The organism is Collinsella sp. AF08-23 (genome assembly GCF_003479805.1).
Lineage (GTDB): Bacteria > Actinomycetota > Coriobacteriia > Coriobacteriales > Coriobacteriaceae > Collinsella.
This window is the reverse complement of sequence record NZ_QUHV01000016.1, coordinates 25,674-43,882: the sequence shown is the minus strand read 5'-3', so window position 1 is coordinate 43,882 and position 18,209 is coordinate 25,674. Positions and strand designations below refer to the sequence as shown.

The window sequence follows — 18,209 nt, the reverse complement described above, 5'->3', positions numbered from 1 at the left end:
GTCACGGCGATTCGTGTAAAAATTTAGCTCTGCTTGGCATTATATAACCAAGGGAGGGCGGGGTAGAGCGAACTCCACCAAACCCTCCCCTGGTAGCTAATCGGGATCCTCGGTCTTCGACTTGTACAGTTCAATCAAAAGTTCCGAAGCAATCAATGCCCGCTGCCTCAAAAATGATTTTGAGAGTTTCAATTTTTACCGAAGTGGAGCTGCCTGGGTTGAAGTAGATCCCCTCTCCGACTTTGAAGCAGTAGTCACTTTCTTTCCAAGAGAAATACCTTCCTGGGAATTCGGAACCCTCGGGAACGAGTTTGTCAAGATGATTTTTGTAAGTTTTCTAAATTCAAATATTTATCCGCTGAAAAATCTCCCAACATCTCGTGTCTGCATATTTCTACCTTTTTCTATAAAATCAGGTCTATTATTTTTAATACCATATACAATAGTTTCTATTGGATAATATTGTTCTACAACATCTTGATATTCCTTTGCTTTTGAAATATCAATATTTCCGTATAATCTTAATATATCTTCTCCAAAAGACACGCCAATTTCTTCTTCACTATCTTCTAGCAAATATATGAAATCACAGTATTCATCTATAATTCCAGAATCTCCAAAATCTATTACACCACATAATCTATTTTCATCATCAAGTAATAAATGATTACAACTAAAATCATTATGGCATAAGCATTTTTTACCATCAAATATAGTTGTACTATTTAATCTTTGCATAAATTCTTCTACATATTGTTTTTCAATATCAGTAAGACTATCATATATTGTTTCTTTAAGTAATTGATATTCTTCTAAAACATTTTGTTTATTGTCTATCGTATATGAACTTATTTCACTATAATCTAAATCGTGCATTTGTCTTAAAAACATAGCAATATCTTGCTTTAATAATTCTTGCTTTTCTTTTGATAAGGCAAAATATATTTCTGGTGTTAAAAAAGTTCCTTTAATTTCTTTATATCCTAAAATAGATAATTCTTCACTTATATATGAATATTCTATATTTGGTATTTTAATATTTGTATTTAATTTTTTGTTTAGAAAATCATATATTGCTTTTTCTTTTTCATACCCTTTTTTCTTATTAGCACTAAATTTGATTTTGAAAACATATTCATTATTTACAATGTATGCTTTGCTGTCATAACCCTCACCAATCAACTTTATACTATCAACAACTATATTGCATTTTTCTTCTATTATCTTTTTTATATCCATTAGTTTTTCTCCTTAAAATCATACACATAAATAATTTCATCATCTACTTTATTTATTCCTCCTGCTTTTTCATAACATTTACAAGCAGAAATATTGCTTCTATTCGTTATTAAATACATTTTATAACAATCAATAGTTTTAGCATAATCACGAGCAAATGATATTAAACCCGTTCCATAACCTATAGTAAATGGTTGCAGGGGGTTTGTATGTCCCATGCATTCGTTGTGTTAGACCACTTTGGATACTGGGACTTTTCCTATAATCTTTCTTGCTTAAATAGCAGGCGAAAGCGAAGGAGCTCCTATGGTCACCAAGGATGATGCGTGTTGGATAATCGGCCTTTCCGCAGGTGCGGGCATTGGCGTATATCTTGATGGCGGCTGGGGCGTCGATGCGCTTGTCGGGCGTGAGACCAGGGCTCATAACGACATCGACCTGTTCGTTCAGCGCGGGGATTACCAAAGGTTCGTGGATCTAATTGCTGATGAGGGGTTTTCCGAGGTGGCTGCATCTTTCACCACCGAAGATCACACGGTGTGGCAAGACGAGGCGGGGCGCATCGTCGACCTGCATTGCTTCGATTTCGCCGAGAATGGCGATATTCTGTATCAGGGAGATCGTTTTCCCGGGGAGGTCTTTTCGGGGAGGGGGCGCATCGGCGAGGTGGAGGTGTCGTGCATCGACCCCGAAAGCCAGCTGTTGTTTCACTTGGGCTATCAGCATGACGAGCACGACGTCCACGATGTCATGCTCCTATGCCGTGAGTACGGTTTCGACGTTCCCGAAGAATATCGCTAGCTGTTGCTTTTTGCATCGGGTCACGACTTCAGCGCTTGCCGCAGATGCGCTGCGCCAGACCGCCCTGGACATCACGCCACGCCGTATATGGCCCTCCGCGCACGCGAGTCCCATTTCGCCTGCTTGATCCAGTACTCGTAGAACGGATAGGGGGTCACCTTGTACTGGCGCCAGGTCTTCTCGTACGTGCCGCGGGCCGCCTGCCTCACTATGAGCTCGGCGAGCTCGTCCGCGCTCCTGCGGACCTTGAAGCACCACGTCCACTTGAACCAGGCGAGGTAGTTCTCGAGGCGTCTCGTGGAGACGCCCCGGAACCTGCCGATGAAGTGCCTCATCTGGGAGTGGAGGCTGTTCACCCTGTTGATGGCGTGCTCCTCCCTCTTGCTGGCGATGTGCTCGCCGACGCCGAGGGCGGGCAGGACGCGGCGGTACACGTGCGCACGGTCCGTCGAGATTATCGCGCCGACCGCGAGCTTGTCGGCGAGCAGCTCCCTGGCTGCCGCCTCGTCGAGGCCGCCCCTCCCCGCGATCTCGTAGAAGATGTCGCCGGCGTCGTTGATGCCGGTGAGCACGCATATCTTCTCGTGCCCGTCGGTTCCCTGCGACCTTGCGCGGGGCTTCCTGGGCACGCCGGACTCCGACCTGGAGCGGTTTCCCTTGAAGCTCTCCCTGAAGAAGCACTCGTCGAGCTCGGCCCCGCCGCCGGCCTCCACGCGGAAGGCGGGCATGCGCTTGGCCATGGCCTCGAGCAGCCTGTGGCGCATGAAGAACGCCGTCTTGAGGCACACGCCGCACTTTTCCGCCGACTCGCGCAGCGGGAGCATGTCCACGTGGCACTCCGCGAACCTCATCCAGGCCGACCTGTCGAGCTTGGTGGTGGAGAAGATGCGCATGGTGGCGTCGGTGAAGGTCCTGGCGCACCCTCGGCAGAGGAACCGCTGACGGCCGCGCCCGTCTCGCCCCCTCTTCACGTAATGCGGGGAGCCGCACCAGGGGCAGGCTCTGTCGGGATCGTCTTCCGCCCCCTCGCTTGCCGCGAGGTCGAACAACTCCGCGTCTATCAGCGCCTTGAGCGATCTCAGGACCCTGCTCTTCTCGGCAGCCGTCATCTGCGGGAGGAACTGCCTCGTCAGCTGGGTGAGCACGTCTTCCATTGCAACCTCCATCTTTCCTGATGATGGAATTGTCGCAATTGGGGGTCCTGCTGCGTGTACTGTGCATAGGACACTTATCCAAAGCGGTCTAACACAACGGACGAAGAGGACAACGTCGACGTCCTGGGCGAGACCTACATGTACTGCCTCGGCAAGTTCGCCGAGCAGGAGGGCAAGCTCGCTGGCGAGTTCTACACCCCGAGCTGCGTCGTCAGGACGCTCGTCGAGGTCCTGCAACCCTTCCATGGCCGCGTGTATGACCCATGCTGCGGCGCGGGAGGCATGTTTGTACAGAGCGCGGAGTTCGTCAAGGAGCACGGCGGAAGCGTCCGCGACGACATCACCGTGTTCGGCCAGGAGTCGAATCCCTCCACCTGGAAGCTTGCCACGATGAACCTCGCCATCCGCGGCATCGAGGCCGACCTGGGCAACTACGCGGACACGTTCTTCGACGACCAGCACAAGCGCGAGAAGTTCGACTTCATCCTGGCCAACCCACCTTTCAACCTGAAGGACTGGGGCGGCGACAAGCTCGAGGAGGACGTGCGATGGCAGTACGGCATCCCGCCGGTTGGCAACGCCAACTTCGCGTGGCTCCAGCACATGATCTGGCACCTCAACTCCAAGGGTCGCATGGCGATGGTCCTTGCAAACGGCTCCCTTTCCAGTCAGACCGGCACTGAAGGTGATATCCGAAAGGCTATCGTCGATGCGGACCTGGTCGACGGCATCGTCGCCCTTCCTGGAAAGCTGTTCCTCACCACCCAGATCCCCGTCTCGCTTTGGTTTATCAATAAGAACAAGAAGCAGCCCGGAAAGACCCTTTTCATCGACGCGCGCGAGCTCGGCACCATGGTGAGCCGCAAGCTCTGCGAGCTCAAGCCCGACACCGACATCAAGAAGATCGCGGATGCCTTCAACTCTTTCCATGAGGGAACCCTCGAGGATGAGAAGGGCTTCTGCGCTGTGGCTAGCATCGCAGACATCGCGAAGCAGGACTACATCCTGACTCCGGGCCGCTATGTCGGCATTGCAGACATCGAGGATGACGGCGAGCCCTTCGAGGAGAAGATGGCGCGTTTGACCGGCGAGATAGCCAAGTGCTTCGATGAGTCCAACCGCCTGCAGGAGCAGATCAAGAAGAACCTGGAGGCTATCGGCTATGGGCTCTAATTACTTGATTGGAGAGTTTTGCTCTTTCGCCAAAGGAGCAAGCATCCCCAGGGACAGAATGTTTGATTGCGGGCCATGGAAGTATCTGCACTATGGCGACCTGTATAAGGGTCACAATCTATATATCGATATCGAGAAACCAACCAAGGCCATCCCTTTCATCTCCGATGATGAGCGAATAAAATCCGACCAGTTCGTTTCCGACGGGGACATTATTTATGTTTTAACTTCGGAAACGATCGATGACTTGGGAAAAGCATTAATGGTCAAGGGCGGAGAAGGCGAAGAGATTGTAGCTGGCACAGAAACCACCGTCATGCGTATTGAAAACTGTGATGTCGCAAATCCTGCATATATCAATTACATGCTTCAGACTGAGTTGTTTAAGCGCAAGCTCAGGCAGTATGTCACGGGAATGAAAGTATTTCGTGTTCATCCCCGCGATATCGCCAAGATCGAAGTAAACCTTCCTGATATTGATACTCAGAATAAAGTTGTGCATATTCTCGATGCTATTTACGAAAAGTGCAGCAATATTAATCGGCTAAATGATTATTTAGCTGCGTAAGGTCAACCTTCGAGACGTCGATTTCGCCAGACATCAACTTGGGCAAAAGCGCGTCGCGAAGCTGGGACAAGCTCCTGCTTTCTGTCTCATTGCACCTGATTTGAGCATCGATCGGCGCAACCATTGCTTCAAAAGTAGCAATGTCATCAATTCCGGGAAGCGCAATCTCTAGGCCTTTAAGGGCCTTGCCGTTAATTGAGCCAAACACCGTTCCCTCACCGTTGTACGCATCTAGCTTCTTGCTCAAAGATCTCATGAGATACAAGCAATATGACGGGTAATCGCAACTAATTGCTGCAAGTCCTCGACCAATGCAGCAGTCTTCGTAAGCGAGGTTCAGATCCCCAACTGGTGCACGCACGCTCATTAGCACATCGCCCGCTTTGGCCATGCGTTTAGGTTCTGTCGTGAACAATCTCTGCGTGGGATAACGCCATCCAAACTCTCCACGACCTTGATAGAACACGGTGCCAACACCCTCTTCGTTGTAAGAAGTGCCGGCCGGTGATTGACCCATGGTGATATTAGCGATATCTGAAAGAACCGCGTTGTCTTCAAGATCACCAAATGCATCAGCGAACAAGGCATCGGCCATCTCAGCTAAATAATCATTTATATGAAAGCAAAACGGGTGGCTGTAGGGGCCACCCGTTGTTTAGGAGATGCAAATTGCATGGCCCTCTGTGGTCACTTGAATGGATCTACCATCTATCGAATACCGGAGAGCAGTTAATTGCTCACCGTGGCAGCAATCAAATAATTCGATTCGCGCCAGATAGAAGCAGCCGAGATTTGCTTTATCGGATTCAAGGTCATTCTTGACCAACAAGCGCGCATCGCCGTCGTTTTTGTTAATGGCGGGGTCGGATTTGCGGCCTGGCCAGCTAATCACGAAGTCAGTATCCTCAAATCTCAATATGACAGGGTAGTGCCAGCCAGATTCCTCATCATGAGCATCGCGTACCGCATAAGCTTCTATGAAATACTGAGGAGATGTTCCAGCCACATCAGGAACAGAAGAGCTATCTGACGTATCGCCATACAAGGCGACTGTGATTTCGCATCGCTTGTTATCCATAATCGCTCCTTTCGTTCCTGGACGCTTCGAGGATTTTACGGCGTTAATTTGCTAGCCTTTGTCCCCACGAACGGACACCCTCACTCTCTTTTCAAATCCCATACACTCTGATTCTCAGCATCGATCTCGGCAGGTTGTTCGGATGATTCGAGCCCGGCGAAGATTGTGGACAGGATCAGCAGTGTCTCCTCCATGGAGGCGCTGGTTTCGCCTCCTGCGCGGATTCTGAGCAGTTGCCGGTAGATTTCCGCCATCGTGTCTTTCAGGGCTTTGTAGACCCTCGTAGAGGGCTTCACGACTATCTCGTGGTCCATTAGCTTCGCCATGATGAAATCCTGCTTGTCCATGCCACTCAGCTTGGCCAAATTGGTGATCTGCTCGTATTCCTCCGGGCTCACCCTGAAAGCCATGGTCTTCGACCTCTTGCGTGCGGAGTTAGGGCAGGGCATGGCTAGCCCTCCTTGGAGTAGTCAAGGGCATTGGCTATCTCGGACTGCTTGTTCGGGAAGAGGTGGGCGTATCGGTAGGTGATATCGGTGCTCTCGTGGCCAACGCGATCAGCGATCGCCAATGCGGAGAAGCCCATCTCGATGAGTGGGGAGACATGGCTGTGCCTCAGGTCATGGACCCTGATCCTCTTGACGCCGGACTCCTTGCATCCGCGCTCCATCTCGTGCGTCAAGTAGTACTTCGTCACGTCGAAGATGCGGTCATGGGGACCGAGGTCGTCTCTGAAGTCTTCCAGGTATTCCTTCATCTCCTCGGCGAGGAACTTGGGCATGGCGATCCTTCGCACGGAGTTCGGAGTCTTCGGGTCGGTGATGGTGTCGATGCCCTTCAAACGCTGATACGACTTCGTGATGCTGAGCTCCGAAGTCTCGAAGATGAAATCGGATGGGGTGAGGGCGAGGAGCTCTCCACAGCGGATACCTGTCCAGTAGAGGACCTCGAAAGCGTAAAAGGAAAGAGGCTTGTCCATGATGGCCTCCGAGAACCTCAGATACTCCTGCTTCGTCCAGAAGTTCATCTCTCCGCCTTTCTTCGAGCCCATCTTCGTTACCTTCCTGCAGGGGTTGCCCGTCAGGTCGTAGTAGCGCTCGGCATGGTTGAAGATGGCATTTAGCTGGTTGTTGATGGTTCTGAGATATGTGGCCGAGTACGGCTTGCCATTGGCATCCTTGTGGTCGATAAGCTGGTTCTGCCAGCGGACGACGTCGATGGGCTTGATCTCGGACATCCTCATTTTCCCGAAGAAGGGAATGATCTTGTCCTTGATCATGTACTCCTTGGTCAGCCAGGTGTGCTCCCTGATTCGAGGCTTGATCTCGGTGGCGTATACGTCGACGAAGTCCGCGAAGAGCATGTCCATGGTCCCGTTATGGACAGCAAGGAAGTCCTTCTCCCACATGAGCGCTTCAAGCTCGGTGGCAAAGCCTCTCTTGACCTTATGGCGCTTCGCGCCCCTGCCATCTCGGTAGAAGCACTGTGAATAGAAGGTTCCGTTCTCGCTTCTATATACGGGCATCTTCATCACCGGCAAAGAATCTTGCTTCGAAATGATCGGAGCGGACGCGGCCCTTGACCACAGCGCGACCCTTCTTGATCTGCTCCTCATTCATCTCCTGGATGATCTTGTAGGCGAACCCTTTCGACATGTTCAGCCTCTGTGCGACCTGCTCGGCGTTGAGCATGGTTGGCTTGCCTTCTTCCTGGTTCATTTGTCCTCCTAACATCGTACGAATATGTACGTTATATATGAGCGAATCATAATCGTACGGTTTCGTACTGTCAAGAAATTGCGTACGTTTACGTACGGTGCTAGAATTACGAGGTTTAGATTTTCAGGAGGGAAGATGACGACTGGCGAGAAGATCAGGCACTACCGTAAGCTGCGCGGGCTCTACCAGGGGGAGCTGGGTGAGAGGATCGGCGTCTCCGAGGGCGCGATCCGCCATTACGAGACGGATTTCAGGACTCCCAAGCAGCCTCAGATCGAAGCCATCGCCGAAGCCCTCGACATCTCTCCGCTTGTCCTGAAGGACTTCGGTGTGGAGAACGCCCGTGACCTTCTGGGCCTCCTTCTGCAGCTGGAGGATGAGTTCGGAATCGTGCCCGCTGAGGATGGCTCTGGTCTTTCTATCGACGCGTCTGCTGAGAAGGCGCCCAAGACGACCCAGATGCTCAAGGCCTGGGCTGCGAAGCGAAACGAGCTGGAATCCGGCGAGATCACATCGGAGGAATACGCCGACTGGAAGGCCAAGTTCTAGGAGTAAATATTTACTGAAACGCGAGCAGGTGGCTTTACCCCCGCAATTGGGAGTAAAACACCTGCTTTTCTTATGCCTGAAACCCACCATTCGAAGCGTGTTGAAGCCGATGAAATCGCTTGGGGGAGTAAATTTTTACTCCCCATTGTTGACCTGCGGTTTTGCTGAAAAGCCACCATATTTCGCCCCGTTGAGTTTCAGTTGAGTTTTGGGGCGCATTTTGATCGGCTGGGACAGGCAACTGGGACAATTTACTCCCCCAACAAACCTTTTACTCCCCGTCCGTGGGGTGCCGCCATGTCCGTCCTGTACGGCAATTGGGAGTAAAACTTCCTAAAACAGCAGGTCAAACGGGTAAAAAATACCCCCGATTTTCACCTGAAATCGGGGGTATCTCGTTCAATTTATTCCCCAAAGTTGCTGGGGGCTTTGCGTTTCTCCCGTACGCTGCGACACTCTGCGGTACTCAGCGGACGGAAAATCGACGTTTCAAAATAACCCTTCGGCTACTCCCACTCGATGGTCGCGGGCGGCTTGGACGTGATGTCGTAGCACACGCGGTTGGCGCCGGGAACCTCGGCCACGATGCGGCCGGAGATGCGGGCCAGGACGTCGTAGGGCAGCTTGGCCCAGTCGGCGGTCATGGCGTCGCTGGACTCGACGGCGCGCAGGATAATCGGGCGCTGATAGGTGCGCTCGTCGCCCATAACGCCGACGGACTTGATGTCGGGCAGGACCGCGAAATACTGCCAGCAGCTGTGCTCGGAGTTGCGCTCACCGGTCTGCTCAAACAGACGCTGGTTGTAAGCATCGAGCTCCTCGCGCACGATGGCGTCGGCATTCTTGAGAATCTCGAGCTTCTCCTTATCGACCGCGCCGATGATGCGGATGGCCAGACCCGGGCCCGGGAAAGGCTGGCGGAACACGATATGACCCGGCAGGCCCAGCGCCAGACCAAGTGCGCGGACCTCGTCCTTAAAGAAGTGGTCGAGCGGCTCGATAAGGTCGAAGTGCACGCCCTCGGGGAACGGGATCAGGTTGTGATGGCTCTTGATGGTGGCCGTCTTGCCGCCCGTCTTACGAGCGCCGGACTCGATGATGTCGGGGTAGATGGTGCCCTGAGCCAGGTACTTGACCGGCTTGCCATCGCACTCGAGCTGCTGGGCCACAGCGAAGAACTCTTTCCAGAACTGCGTGCCGATGATACGGCGCTTCTCCTCGGGCTCGGTCACACCGGCCAGAAGTTCGGCATAGCGGTCCTCGGCGTGGACGTGGATAAAGTCGACGTCGAACTGCTTGGTGAAGACCTCCTCCACCTGCTCGGGCTCGCCCTTGCGCAGCAGGCCGTGGTTGATGAACACGCAGGTCATCTGCTTGCCCACGGCGCGGGCGCCCAGCGCAGCCACGACGGAGGAGTCGACGCCACCGGACAGGGCCAGAATCACGCGGTCGTCGCCGACCTTCTCGCGGAACTCGGCCGTCATGGTCTCGACCAGGTTGTCCATGCTCCAGTTGGGCTCCAGGCCGCAGATCTCAAACAGGAAGTTGCTCAGCAGCTGCTGACCGTACTCGGAATGCTTGACCTCGGGGTGGAACTGCGTAGTGTAGATGCGGCGCTCGGCGTCCTCCATGGCGGCAACCGGGCACACGAAGGTGCTCGCGGTCACGGCGAACCCCTCGGGCACGCGGGAGACGGCGTCGCGGTGGCTCATCCACACGGTCTGCTCAAGCGGCGTGGCGTTGAAGAGCTTGCTCTCGCGGTCGCGCTCGATGGTGGCGGGGCCGTACTCGCCGATCTCGGAGTGGCCTACCTCGCCGCCGAGCGTGACGGCGGTCACCTGGTGGCCGTAGCAGAAGCCCAGAATGGGCAGGCCGAGGTCATAGATTGCGGGATCGACCGTGGGCGCGTCCTCCGCGTACACGGACGCGGGGCCGCCAGACAGAATCAGCGCCGCGGGCGCCATCTCGCGCACCTCTTCGGCCGTGATGTCGCACGGGACGATCTCGGAATATACATGCAGGTCGCGCACGCGACGGGCGATGAGCTGCGCATACTGCGCGCCAAAGTCGAAGACCAGCACCTTCTGCGCGGCCCGCTCGGATGCATTCTGGGTCATGAACCCTCCCAACCGTGCCGCCATAATCGACGGCGAGACGTGTTAGCCAATTGGTACATCATACTCGCCAAGCTGCGCGTGCGCAGAATCCTTACATGGTTTTTAGCCACATTGTGCCGATACGACTCGTAAAACCTCCTCGCGTCATCCGCGAACGCATCTCTCGCAGCAGTCGGCATCCACTACAATGTCTGAGTCGTCGTAACCCGCCATGTTGAGGAGGCCCACGCGTGAAACGCATTCTTTTGATTGCCACGGGCGGCACGATCGCCTCGGCCGAGGAAGGCAATGGCCTCTCCCCCGCTCTCTCTGGTGAGGAACTCGCACGCAGCGTGCCCCAAATCGAAGGCCTCTACGAGCTTGACATCGTGCAGCCCATGAACATCGACAGCACCAACATGCGACCCGCCGACTGGCTACGCATCGCCGAGGTCATCCGCGAGGGCTACGACGCCCACGATGGGTTCGTAGTCATGCACGGCACCGACACCATGGCATATACCGCCGCGGCGCTCTCCTACCTTATCCAAGGCAGCCCCAAACCCATCATACTCACCGGCTCCCAGCAGCCCATGGGCAATCCCTTCACCGACGCCAAGATCAACCTGTACCAGAGCCTCGTGTACGCGGCAGACGACCGCTCACGCGACGTCTCCATCGTCTTTGGCGGCTACGCCATCGCCGGCACGCGAGCCCGCAAGCAGCGCACCATGAGCTTCAACGCGTTCGCCAGCGTCAACTATCCCGTCCTCGCCTACCTGCGGCAAGGCAAGATTATCCGCAGCGGTTCCGTTGCCGTGGCCGCAGGTCTTGCCGAAGGCGAAGTCGCCGCATCCATGGGCACCGCCTCCGTGGGTGCCGGCGCCCCAATTGACCAGCGCCTCACAAGCGAAGATGGCCCCCGCTTCTACACTCACGTTGACAACCGCGTGTGCGTCCTCAAGCTCACTCCGGGTCTCACCCCGCACATGTTTGAGCTGCTCAAACCCGATTACAACGCCATCATCCTCGAAACTTTCGGCATGGGGGGCGTGCCCGAACTCGGCGCCGACAACTCATCGTTCCAAGAGGCGATCTTTGACTGGGTCGACTCGGGGCGCACCATCGTCATGACGACCCAAGTGCCCGAAGAAGGCCTTGACCTTGGTGTATACGAGGTCGGTCGCGCATATGCCGAACACCCCGGGGTCCTCAAGGGCGGAGACATGACCACCGAGGCACTTGTGGCAAAAACCATGTGGGCCCTTGGACAAACGCGCGAGCCCAAAGAGCTGCAGCGCCTGTTCTACACCCCCATCAACCACGATCGTGTGGACGAGTGGTAGGCACTCTGCAATTCGAGACCAACGTGCACGCTGCATCAATCGCCCGCACAAGGCCGTCGGCCTCGCGTGCGGAAAACCTGAGACCGGCAACTGCCAAAGCGTCATAACCTGCCCCCTCCAGGGCAATGGGGGCACCCGCTGCCATGAGCAGGTCGCGATCGATGGGGCTGGTACCGACTGCCACCACGTCTTCCAAGCCCATACCCCATCCTTGAAGCACCGTCGTCAGTGCCTCCACCCGCGCCGCTCGGCGCGTCAAGGGCGGACCCGGCATAAGCCTCGAATCGCGGGGGACCGCTATGGACACTCCGTCAACCCCGTTGAACTCCTTCGCTGCTTGCCTTCCATACAGCTCGGTGAACACGACGATTTTGAACCCCGCAACAGCGGCGCGTGCGATTGCATCGCGCTCGGAGACCGTGAACCCCCTCGTGCCGGTGCCAATCGCCAGCGCTTTGGGCACGCGCACAAATTTCCCACCATGCAACACGGTCAACGACAGCTTTTGCCTCATTGGGATCTCTGCACCTCCCCTGCGCCCTCAATCAAGCCCAGACGTAAACTGTACTTTACATCTTATCCATCAGCTTCGCATCGCTTTGCGAGCGGCGCTCGACTCCAAGCACTTTAGAGATAGAATTTCCGCGACTCCACAATATGGATTCCAACCACAACAACAGGTGAGCGCCTTGAGCAACGACGACAACATGCGGCAGAAGTACATCGACAGACATCGGCGGCGCCACGGCGATCGCCCTGCGCTGCAACGCGTCTGGAGGGGCGTGCAGAAATTCGTTTGCCGCACCTTCAATATCCGCGAGGGGCGCGCGCCCTACCATGTGATCCGCAAGCGCTTCGTCAACGGCGCCCGTCTTACGGGCACCCATTTGTGCATCCTCATCGTCGCAATGATCATTGCGTGCATTGGCTTGGACACCGACTCCGACATCGCCATCGTGGGCGCCATGCTCATCTGCCCGCTCATGGGGTCCGTGCTCGCCATCGCCTACGGTGTCGCTACGGTAGATCGGGCGCTTATGCGCGACGCCTTGGGCGGCCTCGTGCTCCAAATGGCCTTTTGCCTCATTACGTCGACCATCTATTTTGCGCTCTCGCCAGTCGCGGGCATGACCCCCGCCCTCGTTGACAACTCGGGGCCCACTGTATGGGATCTTATGCTCGCACTCGTAGGTGGCTTCGCGGGTGGCCTGGGCAACTCACGCGACCAAGAACCAGCAACCGTCATCTCGGGCGTCGCTGTGGCCACAGCCCTCATGCCTCCACTGTGCGCGGCGGGCTACGGACTCGCCGTTGCCAATGCCGGGGTCTTCCTTGGGGCGCTGTATGAATTCGGCATCAACGTCGTCTTCATCGCACTCTCCGCCGCGGTCGTTTTGCTGTTGCTGCACACGCCGCTCAAGCGCGACCTCAACGACGACGGAGTGGTGACGGAAGCGGAAGACGAGCTCGTGCGTGCCGAGTCGCACAAGATTCGTTGGCGCATCATGCTGGGAACCGCCATCTTCGCCATCCCCTGTGTGATACTTACCGGCAACATGCTCGCCACCGCCGAGGAGCAGGCCGCCGGAGCCACCGACCACTACGGCGCCGCCGAGACCGCACGCGAGCTCGCCGTGGTGTGCCCGAAATTCAAGAACTACTCGATCGGCATGGAGGTGTCCGCCCAGGCGCAGGGCGGGGACGGGGCCGAGAGGCAAAGCGGCACCGAGCAGCTCGTGGCTCGCGTCACGACGTCGGAGCCCCTTGCCAGCCGAGAGCGCACCATCGCGGAGGAGCTGATACGCCTGGACGCCCCCGACGTGGAGCGCGTCGAGTTCAGCGTGGGATAGGGTTTTCGACGCGGATAAGAAGCAACGGACCGGTCGCCAATAGGAACAGCGACGTCGCGGCAGGTATCATCTCCCAACGATCGACAGGACTGAAACACCCCATCCGACCAAACGCGAGCAAAGAACAGTTTTTTACAACGAACACACCAAGTGCACGGAGCGTCCTCATTTGCGTGGTAACGTCTTGGCATTAACGCCGGGGCATCGGCTCGATACGCCGACAGCCCGCTTTGCGTTGAAGCGACCACGAGGAGGTGGACCGTGGCGAACGAACTCGAGAGCAACATGGCATGCGCACGGGAACGCGGATGCGCAGGTTCCTGCCACGCTCCGTGCGCGTCCCACGCCGCCGACGAAGTCGAGCTCGCCGCACGCGCGCTCGAATCACAGGGGCGCTTTGGCCTCACGCACGGCTTCATCCAGCATGGAGACGTGAGCGTGCACGCCCATGTGCTTTCGGTCGCCCGCGCGAGCGTCGCCATGGCGGACTTCCTCGGCCGCGCCGGAGTCCGCGTCGACCGCGCCTCGCTCATCCGCGGCGCGCTGCTGCACGACTACTTCCTCTACGACTGGCACGACCCCGATCCATCGCACCGCCTGCACGGCTTCACGCACCCCTCGACGGCCCTCGCACGCGCCGAGGAGGACTTTGAACTCACCGCGCGCGAACGCAACATCATCGCCCGTCACATGTTCCCGCTGGCGCCCATGCCGCCGACCTGCCGCGAGGCGTGGATCGTCTGCCTCGCCGACAAGGCGTGCGCCCTTCACGAGACCATCGCGGGTCGCCTGCCCAAGCGGGCATCGAGCAAGAATCGGGCGGTGTAACGTCGATGAGCCTTGATGGATTTTTCGCCGCACTGACCGCAACCGGCGCTCCCCTGTCGGCGCTGCTCTCAACCGGCGCTCCCCTGTCGGCGCTGTTCCTCTCGTTTTTGGTCTTCTCGTTCGCCGGCTGGCTTTACGAATCCACCGTCTGCGCCATGGCGAACTACGGTCACTTCGCCAACAGCGGCTTCCTCCTCGGCCCCTATTGCCCCATCTACGGCGTGGGGGCAGTCGCGTGCTGGCTGCTGTTGCGCGACATACCCGGCGTCTTCACGCAGTTCCTCGCCGCCGCCCTCGTGTGCAGCGCAATCGAGTACACCGTGGGCGCCCTGCTCGAACGGCTCACCGGCGCGCGCTTTTGGGATTACTCCAAGCTCCCCTTCAACATCAAGGGAAGGGTCTGCCTATACGGAGCCGCGCTCTTCGGGGCCGGCGCGGTGATCGTCTGCCGCGTCGCCGAACCCGCGCTCCTCGCCGCGCTGCAGCTCATCCCCTCCCTCGCGCTGAAAGTCATTGCGCTCGGGTGCGCCGCGTGCATCGCGATCGACACCGTGTTCGCCGTAGTGAGCTGGCGCCAGCTCTCCCAAAAACTCGAGTTGTTGCGCATCGAGATCGCCGACAAGTTCAACGACTCCCTCAAGGACGCCTCCACCTCGCTGCTCGACAAGGTGCCCACCCCGATACTGGATTCGGCCGCCGAACTCAAGACGCGGAGCCGGGCACTCAATTCGTGGCTCGCCGACATGTCGGACGGCACGTTCGAGGCCGTTCGCGGAAGGGTGGAGCTCCCCTCTTTCATCGCCGAGGGGACGCGCGGGGTGAGATTGGTCGCCCGCCATGCACATGGCATCGCGACGCGCGCCGAGAAAGCCGCCCCCGAGAAGCTCAAGACCATGATGACCCGGCGCGAACTGCGCTTCTTTAACGCATTCCCCGAAATCAAGCTGAAGTCCTACGAGGGCGTCATCCGTGCGACAAAGCTCAAGGAGCGTGCCCGCGAGCTGTTCCATAGGGACTGATCAGCGACAAAGCTGAACCGATGACGAGCCGTCAAGGCGCGCCCAGATGAGTATGCCAGGCGTTCTTTGCCGGCAACTTCTGCACCGCCATTAACACGGACCTCGACGATACCGGCACGCTGCGCGCCTGGACCCCTCTCCGACACGGAGCCCAAAGAGGAGTTCAACGAGTACACCTCGCCACAGATCTCCGTCTATCTGATAGCATGCGACCATTAGACGTTTTATTTTTAGACCCTCTGTCCTTGACGATTTCCCATAGCCATCTAACAGCTGTTTTATAAAACTTGTTTATTAATAGGGAGACGTGATTATTAGAATATTGTATTGTTTGACCCTCCCCTGAAAGGAGAAGACATGAGGACCATCGTTGTTGGGGACATGCATCAGAAGCAACATCTGGTCTTGCCGATCGTGGACAACGCCATCCGGTTCCTCGGCGCGAAGCGGGTCGTGTTGCTCGGGGATTATTGCGATGACTACAGCCCCGACAGGGACGAGACCGACGCCGAAAAGCTACTCAGAGGGCTGGAATACCAGGTGGATTGGGTCGACTGCACGCGCAACCGCGGCGTACAGGTAGACGTCTTGCTGGGAAACCACGACATGCAGTACCTCGTCGAGCGTCGGGGGCCCGGCACCAACCTGAACTGCATCGTCCCCGTCCGGCGCCTGCTCGCCCAGATGAACGTGCGCATGGCTGCCGCCGTCGATGGATGGCTCGCCACGCACGCGGGTCTCACCAGCCAATTCGCGGACATTGTGCTTGAAATCGATGACGAGGCCGAGCCTTTCGGCAAGCCATCGTATTCCGCCGAGTCGCTTGCCGCCCGGCTCAACGCTGCATTTGACCACGCGCTGACCGAGATGTTCGATCATGGTAACGATGAGGAGCTCCTGCTGTTCAACCTCTGCGGCCCCGGACGTGGCGGCATAAGCATCCCCGGCCCCCTGTGGGCATCGACCAGCGAACTCACGGTCCTCGGGATGCCGCACCTCGACCAGATCGTCGGCCACACGCCCGTCTATTCCGTCCACGAGCTTGAGGAGCAAGGCTTCAGTGGCGAGCGATTCATGGCCTGCGACACGTTTTCGACCGATTTCGATTTCCGCCCGCTCGGAGATGGAAGCATCCTGCTCGCCGATGACGAGACGCACGAGATGCGCGCCGTTATACCCGAGGAAGTAGACTGCGAGTGGGCGGGGACATTCTGATTCCTGCGGATATCAGGCCCACCCGTCACATAAATGAAGTAGTCACGCGGACGGAGAGAAAGAAAGACGACAAATGAGCGACAAAACGAACCTTACCGCCAGAGAATTTCTCGAAGCGATCTTCGAGCAGATCCGACCCTACGCAGCCAACCCCGAAGAGTTTACAAGCGAGTGGGAGAGGATAACGGACGAGCTCGACAGCGAGATCGAGGATTTGGAACGCGTCATGAGCGAGCGGGATGCCCTGGCTCGGCAGCTCATCTTGCTGGTGCGCAACCAGCTTGCAAACAGCTACCTGTTTGACGATCTGTGGCTCCAATACTCCCAAGGGTGCAGCGTATTGAGCGACTACGCCGAACTGTTGAGCGACCCCGAGCTTGACAGGAAGAAGGGAGGTGTCTGGGGTGGACACAAGTGCGATGCCATCCATTGGACTTGGTACGAAAAGCGCGCGATGCCGAAACCCCTGGAAGAGAAGAAACTTGTTTTCCAAGGTGGGGAAAGGAGCGGCTGGCCATACTGCAGCTGCATGGACCACGCCCTGAGCAACTTGATTTGCAAAGTCTGGGGCTTCTCCGGATACAGAAAAGGACTAAGGTCCGATGATCCCGAAACAGAATTCAAGGTTACCTTTTGGCAGGACTCGAGCATGTACCTTTCCGTACTGCTCTGCTTCGGAGTCAACATCTTGAACGACCAGATACTCCTCGAAGACCTGAAAGACACGCAGCAGATCGATATCGACATTATTCCCGAGCCAAAAGAGAAGCTGCGGGCCGTATTGAACGCGAAAAGTATTCGCCCGAAGCTCTGGGCGCGCATACAAGATCAAATAGGGAAGCGCGCGAAAGAGGCTGACGCGAAGGCTTCTCAGCAACAATAACTCGAGCAACCCGCACGAGAGGCGGCGTCTTCACCGCGCTCTACTGGTTTGGCGTTGGATGCCTGTTCTGCATCACCATCATCGGGATTCCCCTGGGCCGCCAGGCGTTCAAGATGGCGAAGCTCTCGTTGCTGCCGTTTGGCGCAACAGTTCGATAGCGCTGTCAGTTTTCCACTTGTTCAACCGGACCAGTCACTACCAATGCCATTTAGTGGATAGGTGTCACATCATTATTTGAAGATAAATGCTATCAGCTCTCTGAGATGTCTCATTTGGTGCGCAGATAACTGACATACGTTTGTTTACCGCATCGCTCGATTCTCGTTAACGGCCCAGCCGCCCCCTTCTTTTGCCATTCGTCGGTCACACAAGCACCGTTTTTGACAATCGCAGTCGCCAGAGCGCTCGTTTTATGCCAAGACTACGTTGGCGGCACGCGCTTTCGGAGATGCGCGCCGCACTTCTTGAAGTTTTTCGTATCGAAATTAAAAACTCGCGAGTAGGCCGAAAGTGGCGGTAGGAAAAACCGCAGGTCGCCGGAGGCCGCAAATGCCACCTACTCGACGAATCCCGATTTGAATACGAAAAACCTCATTTAGGCTTGCCAGCTTGGAACGTAAACGACAAAAAGGAGACGAGCCCGGTGATAGGCTGCCTCCCATTTCTTGGACATGAGAGAAAGAAGGCGGCTC

The 18,209-nt window shown here is 56.3% G+C and carries 21 protein-coding genes; 11 read left to right on the top strand and 10 right to left on the bottom strand.

Annotation, left to right across the window (positions count from 1 at the left end; genetic code table 11):
* Positions 1 to 351: 351 nt before the first annotated feature.
* The gene (gene aph(2'')-If, locus DWV48_RS08510) at positions 352 to 1,239 is read right to left on the bottom strand and encodes an APH(2'')-If/Ih family aminoglycoside O-phosphotransferase (protein WP_118654373.1); all 888 of its coding nucleotides are present in this window, start codon (positions 1,237 to 1,239) and stop codon (positions 352 to 354) included.
* A complete protein-coding gene (locus tag DWV48_RS08505) occupies positions 1,239 to 1,457 on the bottom strand; it encodes an N-acetyltransferase (protein WP_199588941.1) in 219 nt (72 codons plus the stop codon). The genes aph(2'')-If and DWV48_RS08505 overlap by 1 nt, the downstream gene beginning before the upstream one ends.
* Before the next feature lie 88 nt (positions 1,458 to 1,545).
* On the opposite strand from DWV48_RS08505, the gene DWV48_RS08500 reads away from it, so the two are divergent.
* Positions 1,546 to 2,040 carry a nucleotidyltransferase domain-containing protein gene (locus DWV48_RS08500; RefSeq protein ID WP_039689008.1) on the top strand — a complete coding sequence of 165 codons (495 nt, stop codon included), beginning with the start codon at positions 1,546 to 1,548 and terminating at the stop codon, positions 2,038 to 2,040.
* 71 nt (positions 2,041 to 2,111) lie between these two features.
* On the opposite strand, the gene DWV48_RS08495 is transcribed toward DWV48_RS08500, so the two are convergent.
* Positions 2,112 to 3,194, bottom strand: coding sequence for an IS1595 family transposase (locus DWV48_RS08495; RefSeq protein WP_158574858.1), 1,083 nt, complete (start codon positions 3,192 to 3,194; stop codon positions 2,112 to 2,114).
* Positions 3,195 to 3,317: 123 nt separating this feature from the next.
* Between DWV48_RS08495 and DWV48_RS08490 the strand changes: the two genes are divergently transcribed.
* The gene (locus DWV48_RS08490; protein ID WP_255413670.1) at positions 3,318 to 4,367 is read left to right on the top strand and encodes an N-6 DNA methylase; all 1,050 of its coding nucleotides are present in this window, start codon (positions 3,318 to 3,320) and stop codon (positions 4,365 to 4,367) included.
* The gene (locus tag DWV48_RS08485; RefSeq protein ID WP_158574857.1) at positions 4,357 to 4,935 is read left to right on the top strand and encodes a restriction endonuclease subunit S; all 579 of its coding nucleotides are present in this window, start codon (positions 4,357 to 4,359) and stop codon (positions 4,933 to 4,935) included. Before DWV48_RS08490 ends, DWV48_RS08485 begins: the two co-directional genes overlap by 11 nt.
* On the opposite strand, the gene DWV48_RS08480 is transcribed toward DWV48_RS08485, so the two are convergent.
* The 5 genes from DWV48_RS08480 to DWV48_RS08460 all read right to left on the bottom strand — a co-directional run bounded on the left by DWV48_RS08480 (position 4,904) and on the right by DWV48_RS08460 (position 7,731).
* A complete protein-coding gene (locus tag DWV48_RS08480; protein ID WP_118654369.1) occupies positions 4,904 to 5,530 on the bottom strand; it encodes a restriction endonuclease subunit S in 627 nt (208 codons plus the stop codon). The two genes, DWV48_RS08485 and DWV48_RS08480, sit on opposite strands and share 32 nt — an antisense overlap.
* 60 nt (positions 5,531 to 5,590) lie before the next feature.
* The gene (locus DWV48_RS08475) at positions 5,591 to 6,013 is read right to left on the bottom strand and encodes a hypothetical protein (RefSeq protein ID WP_118654368.1); all 423 of its coding nucleotides are present in this window, start codon (positions 6,011 to 6,013) and stop codon (positions 5,591 to 5,593) included.
* Between the two features lie 80 nt (positions 6,014 to 6,093).
* A complete protein-coding gene (locus DWV48_RS08470) occupies positions 6,094 to 6,462 on the bottom strand; it encodes a hypothetical protein (RefSeq protein WP_114949428.1) in 369 nt (122 codons plus the stop codon).
* 2 nt (positions 6,463 to 6,464) lie between these two features.
* Positions 6,465 to 7,538 (bottom strand): site-specific integrase, encoded by a 1,074-nt coding sequence (locus tag DWV48_RS08465; protein WP_118654367.1) that lies wholly within the window; start codon positions 7,536 to 7,538, stop codon positions 6,465 to 6,467.
* On the bottom strand, positions 7,525 to 7,731 hold the full coding sequence (locus DWV48_RS08460) for a hypothetical protein (protein ID WP_039688987.1): 207 nt from the start codon (positions 7,729 to 7,731) through the stop codon (positions 7,525 to 7,527). Before DWV48_RS08460 ends, DWV48_RS08465 begins: the two co-directional genes overlap by 14 nt.
* A gap of 135 nt (positions 7,732 to 7,866) precedes the next feature.
* Here DWV48_RS08460 and DWV48_RS08455 point away from each other — a divergent pair, with 135 nt between their 5' ends.
* Positions 7,867 to 8,280: a helix-turn-helix domain-containing protein gene (locus tag DWV48_RS08455; protein WP_114949426.1), complete on the top strand. Its 414-nt coding sequence runs from the start codon at positions 7,867 to 7,869 to the stop codon at positions 8,278 to 8,280.
* A 506-nt stretch (positions 8,281 to 8,786) separates the two neighbouring features.
* Here DWV48_RS08455 and guaA read toward each other — a convergent pair.
* A complete protein-coding gene (gene guaA, locus DWV48_RS08450; protein WP_118654366.1) occupies positions 8,787 to 10,397 on the bottom strand; it encodes a glutamine-hydrolyzing GMP synthase in 1,611 nt (536 codons plus the stop codon).
* Between the two features lie 230 nt (positions 10,398 to 10,627).
* On the opposite strand from guaA, the gene DWV48_RS08445 reads away from it, so the two are divergent.
* The gene (locus DWV48_RS08445; RefSeq protein WP_118654365.1) at positions 10,628 to 11,722 is read left to right on the top strand and encodes an asparaginase; all 1,095 of its coding nucleotides are present in this window, start codon (positions 10,628 to 10,630) and stop codon (positions 11,720 to 11,722) included.
* Here DWV48_RS08445 and DWV48_RS08440 read toward each other — a convergent pair.
* Positions 11,694 to 12,236, bottom strand: a complete 543-nt coding sequence (locus DWV48_RS08440) for a hypothetical protein (RefSeq protein WP_118654364.1) — start codon at positions 12,234 to 12,236, stop codon at positions 11,694 to 11,696. The two genes, DWV48_RS08445 and DWV48_RS08440, sit on opposite strands and share 29 nt — an antisense overlap.
* Positions 12,237 to 12,429: 193 nt before the next feature.
* Here DWV48_RS08440 and DWV48_RS08435 point away from each other — a divergent pair, with 193 nt between their 5' ends.
* The 6 genes from DWV48_RS08435 (at position 12,430) to DWV48_RS09465 (ending at position 17,675) form a co-directional block, all read left to right on the top strand.
* On the top strand, positions 12,430 to 13,572 hold the full coding sequence (locus tag DWV48_RS08435; RefSeq protein WP_118654385.1) for a DUF389 domain-containing protein: 1,143 nt from the start codon (positions 12,430 to 12,432) through the stop codon (positions 13,570 to 13,572).
* 261 nt (positions 13,573 to 13,833) lie between these two features.
* Positions 13,834 to 14,400 (top strand): HD domain-containing protein, encoded by a 567-nt coding sequence (locus DWV48_RS08430; RefSeq protein WP_233546247.1) that lies wholly within the window; start codon positions 13,834 to 13,836, stop codon positions 14,398 to 14,400.
* A 5-nt stretch (positions 14,401 to 14,405) separates the two neighbouring features.
* Entirely contained in the window at positions 14,406 to 15,419 is a 1,014-nt protein-coding gene (locus DWV48_RS08425) for a putative ABC transporter permease (protein WP_118654363.1), read from the top strand.
* Positions 15,420 to 15,776: 357 nt separating this feature from the next.
* Positions 15,777 to 16,634: a metallophosphoesterase gene (locus tag DWV48_RS08420; RefSeq protein WP_118654362.1), complete on the top strand. Its 858-nt coding sequence runs from the start codon at positions 15,777 to 15,779 to the stop codon at positions 16,632 to 16,634.
* A gap of 73 nt (positions 16,635 to 16,707) precedes the next feature.
* Entirely contained in the window at positions 16,708 to 17,517 is an 810-nt protein-coding gene (locus DWV48_RS08415; RefSeq protein ID WP_118654361.1) for a hypothetical protein, read from the top strand.
* A complete protein-coding gene (locus DWV48_RS09465; protein WP_118654383.1) occupies positions 17,514 to 17,675 on the top strand; it encodes a YccF domain-containing protein in 162 nt (53 codons plus the stop codon). Before DWV48_RS08415 ends, DWV48_RS09465 begins: the two co-directional genes overlap by 4 nt.
* Positions 17,676 to 18,209: the final 534 nt, after the last annotated feature.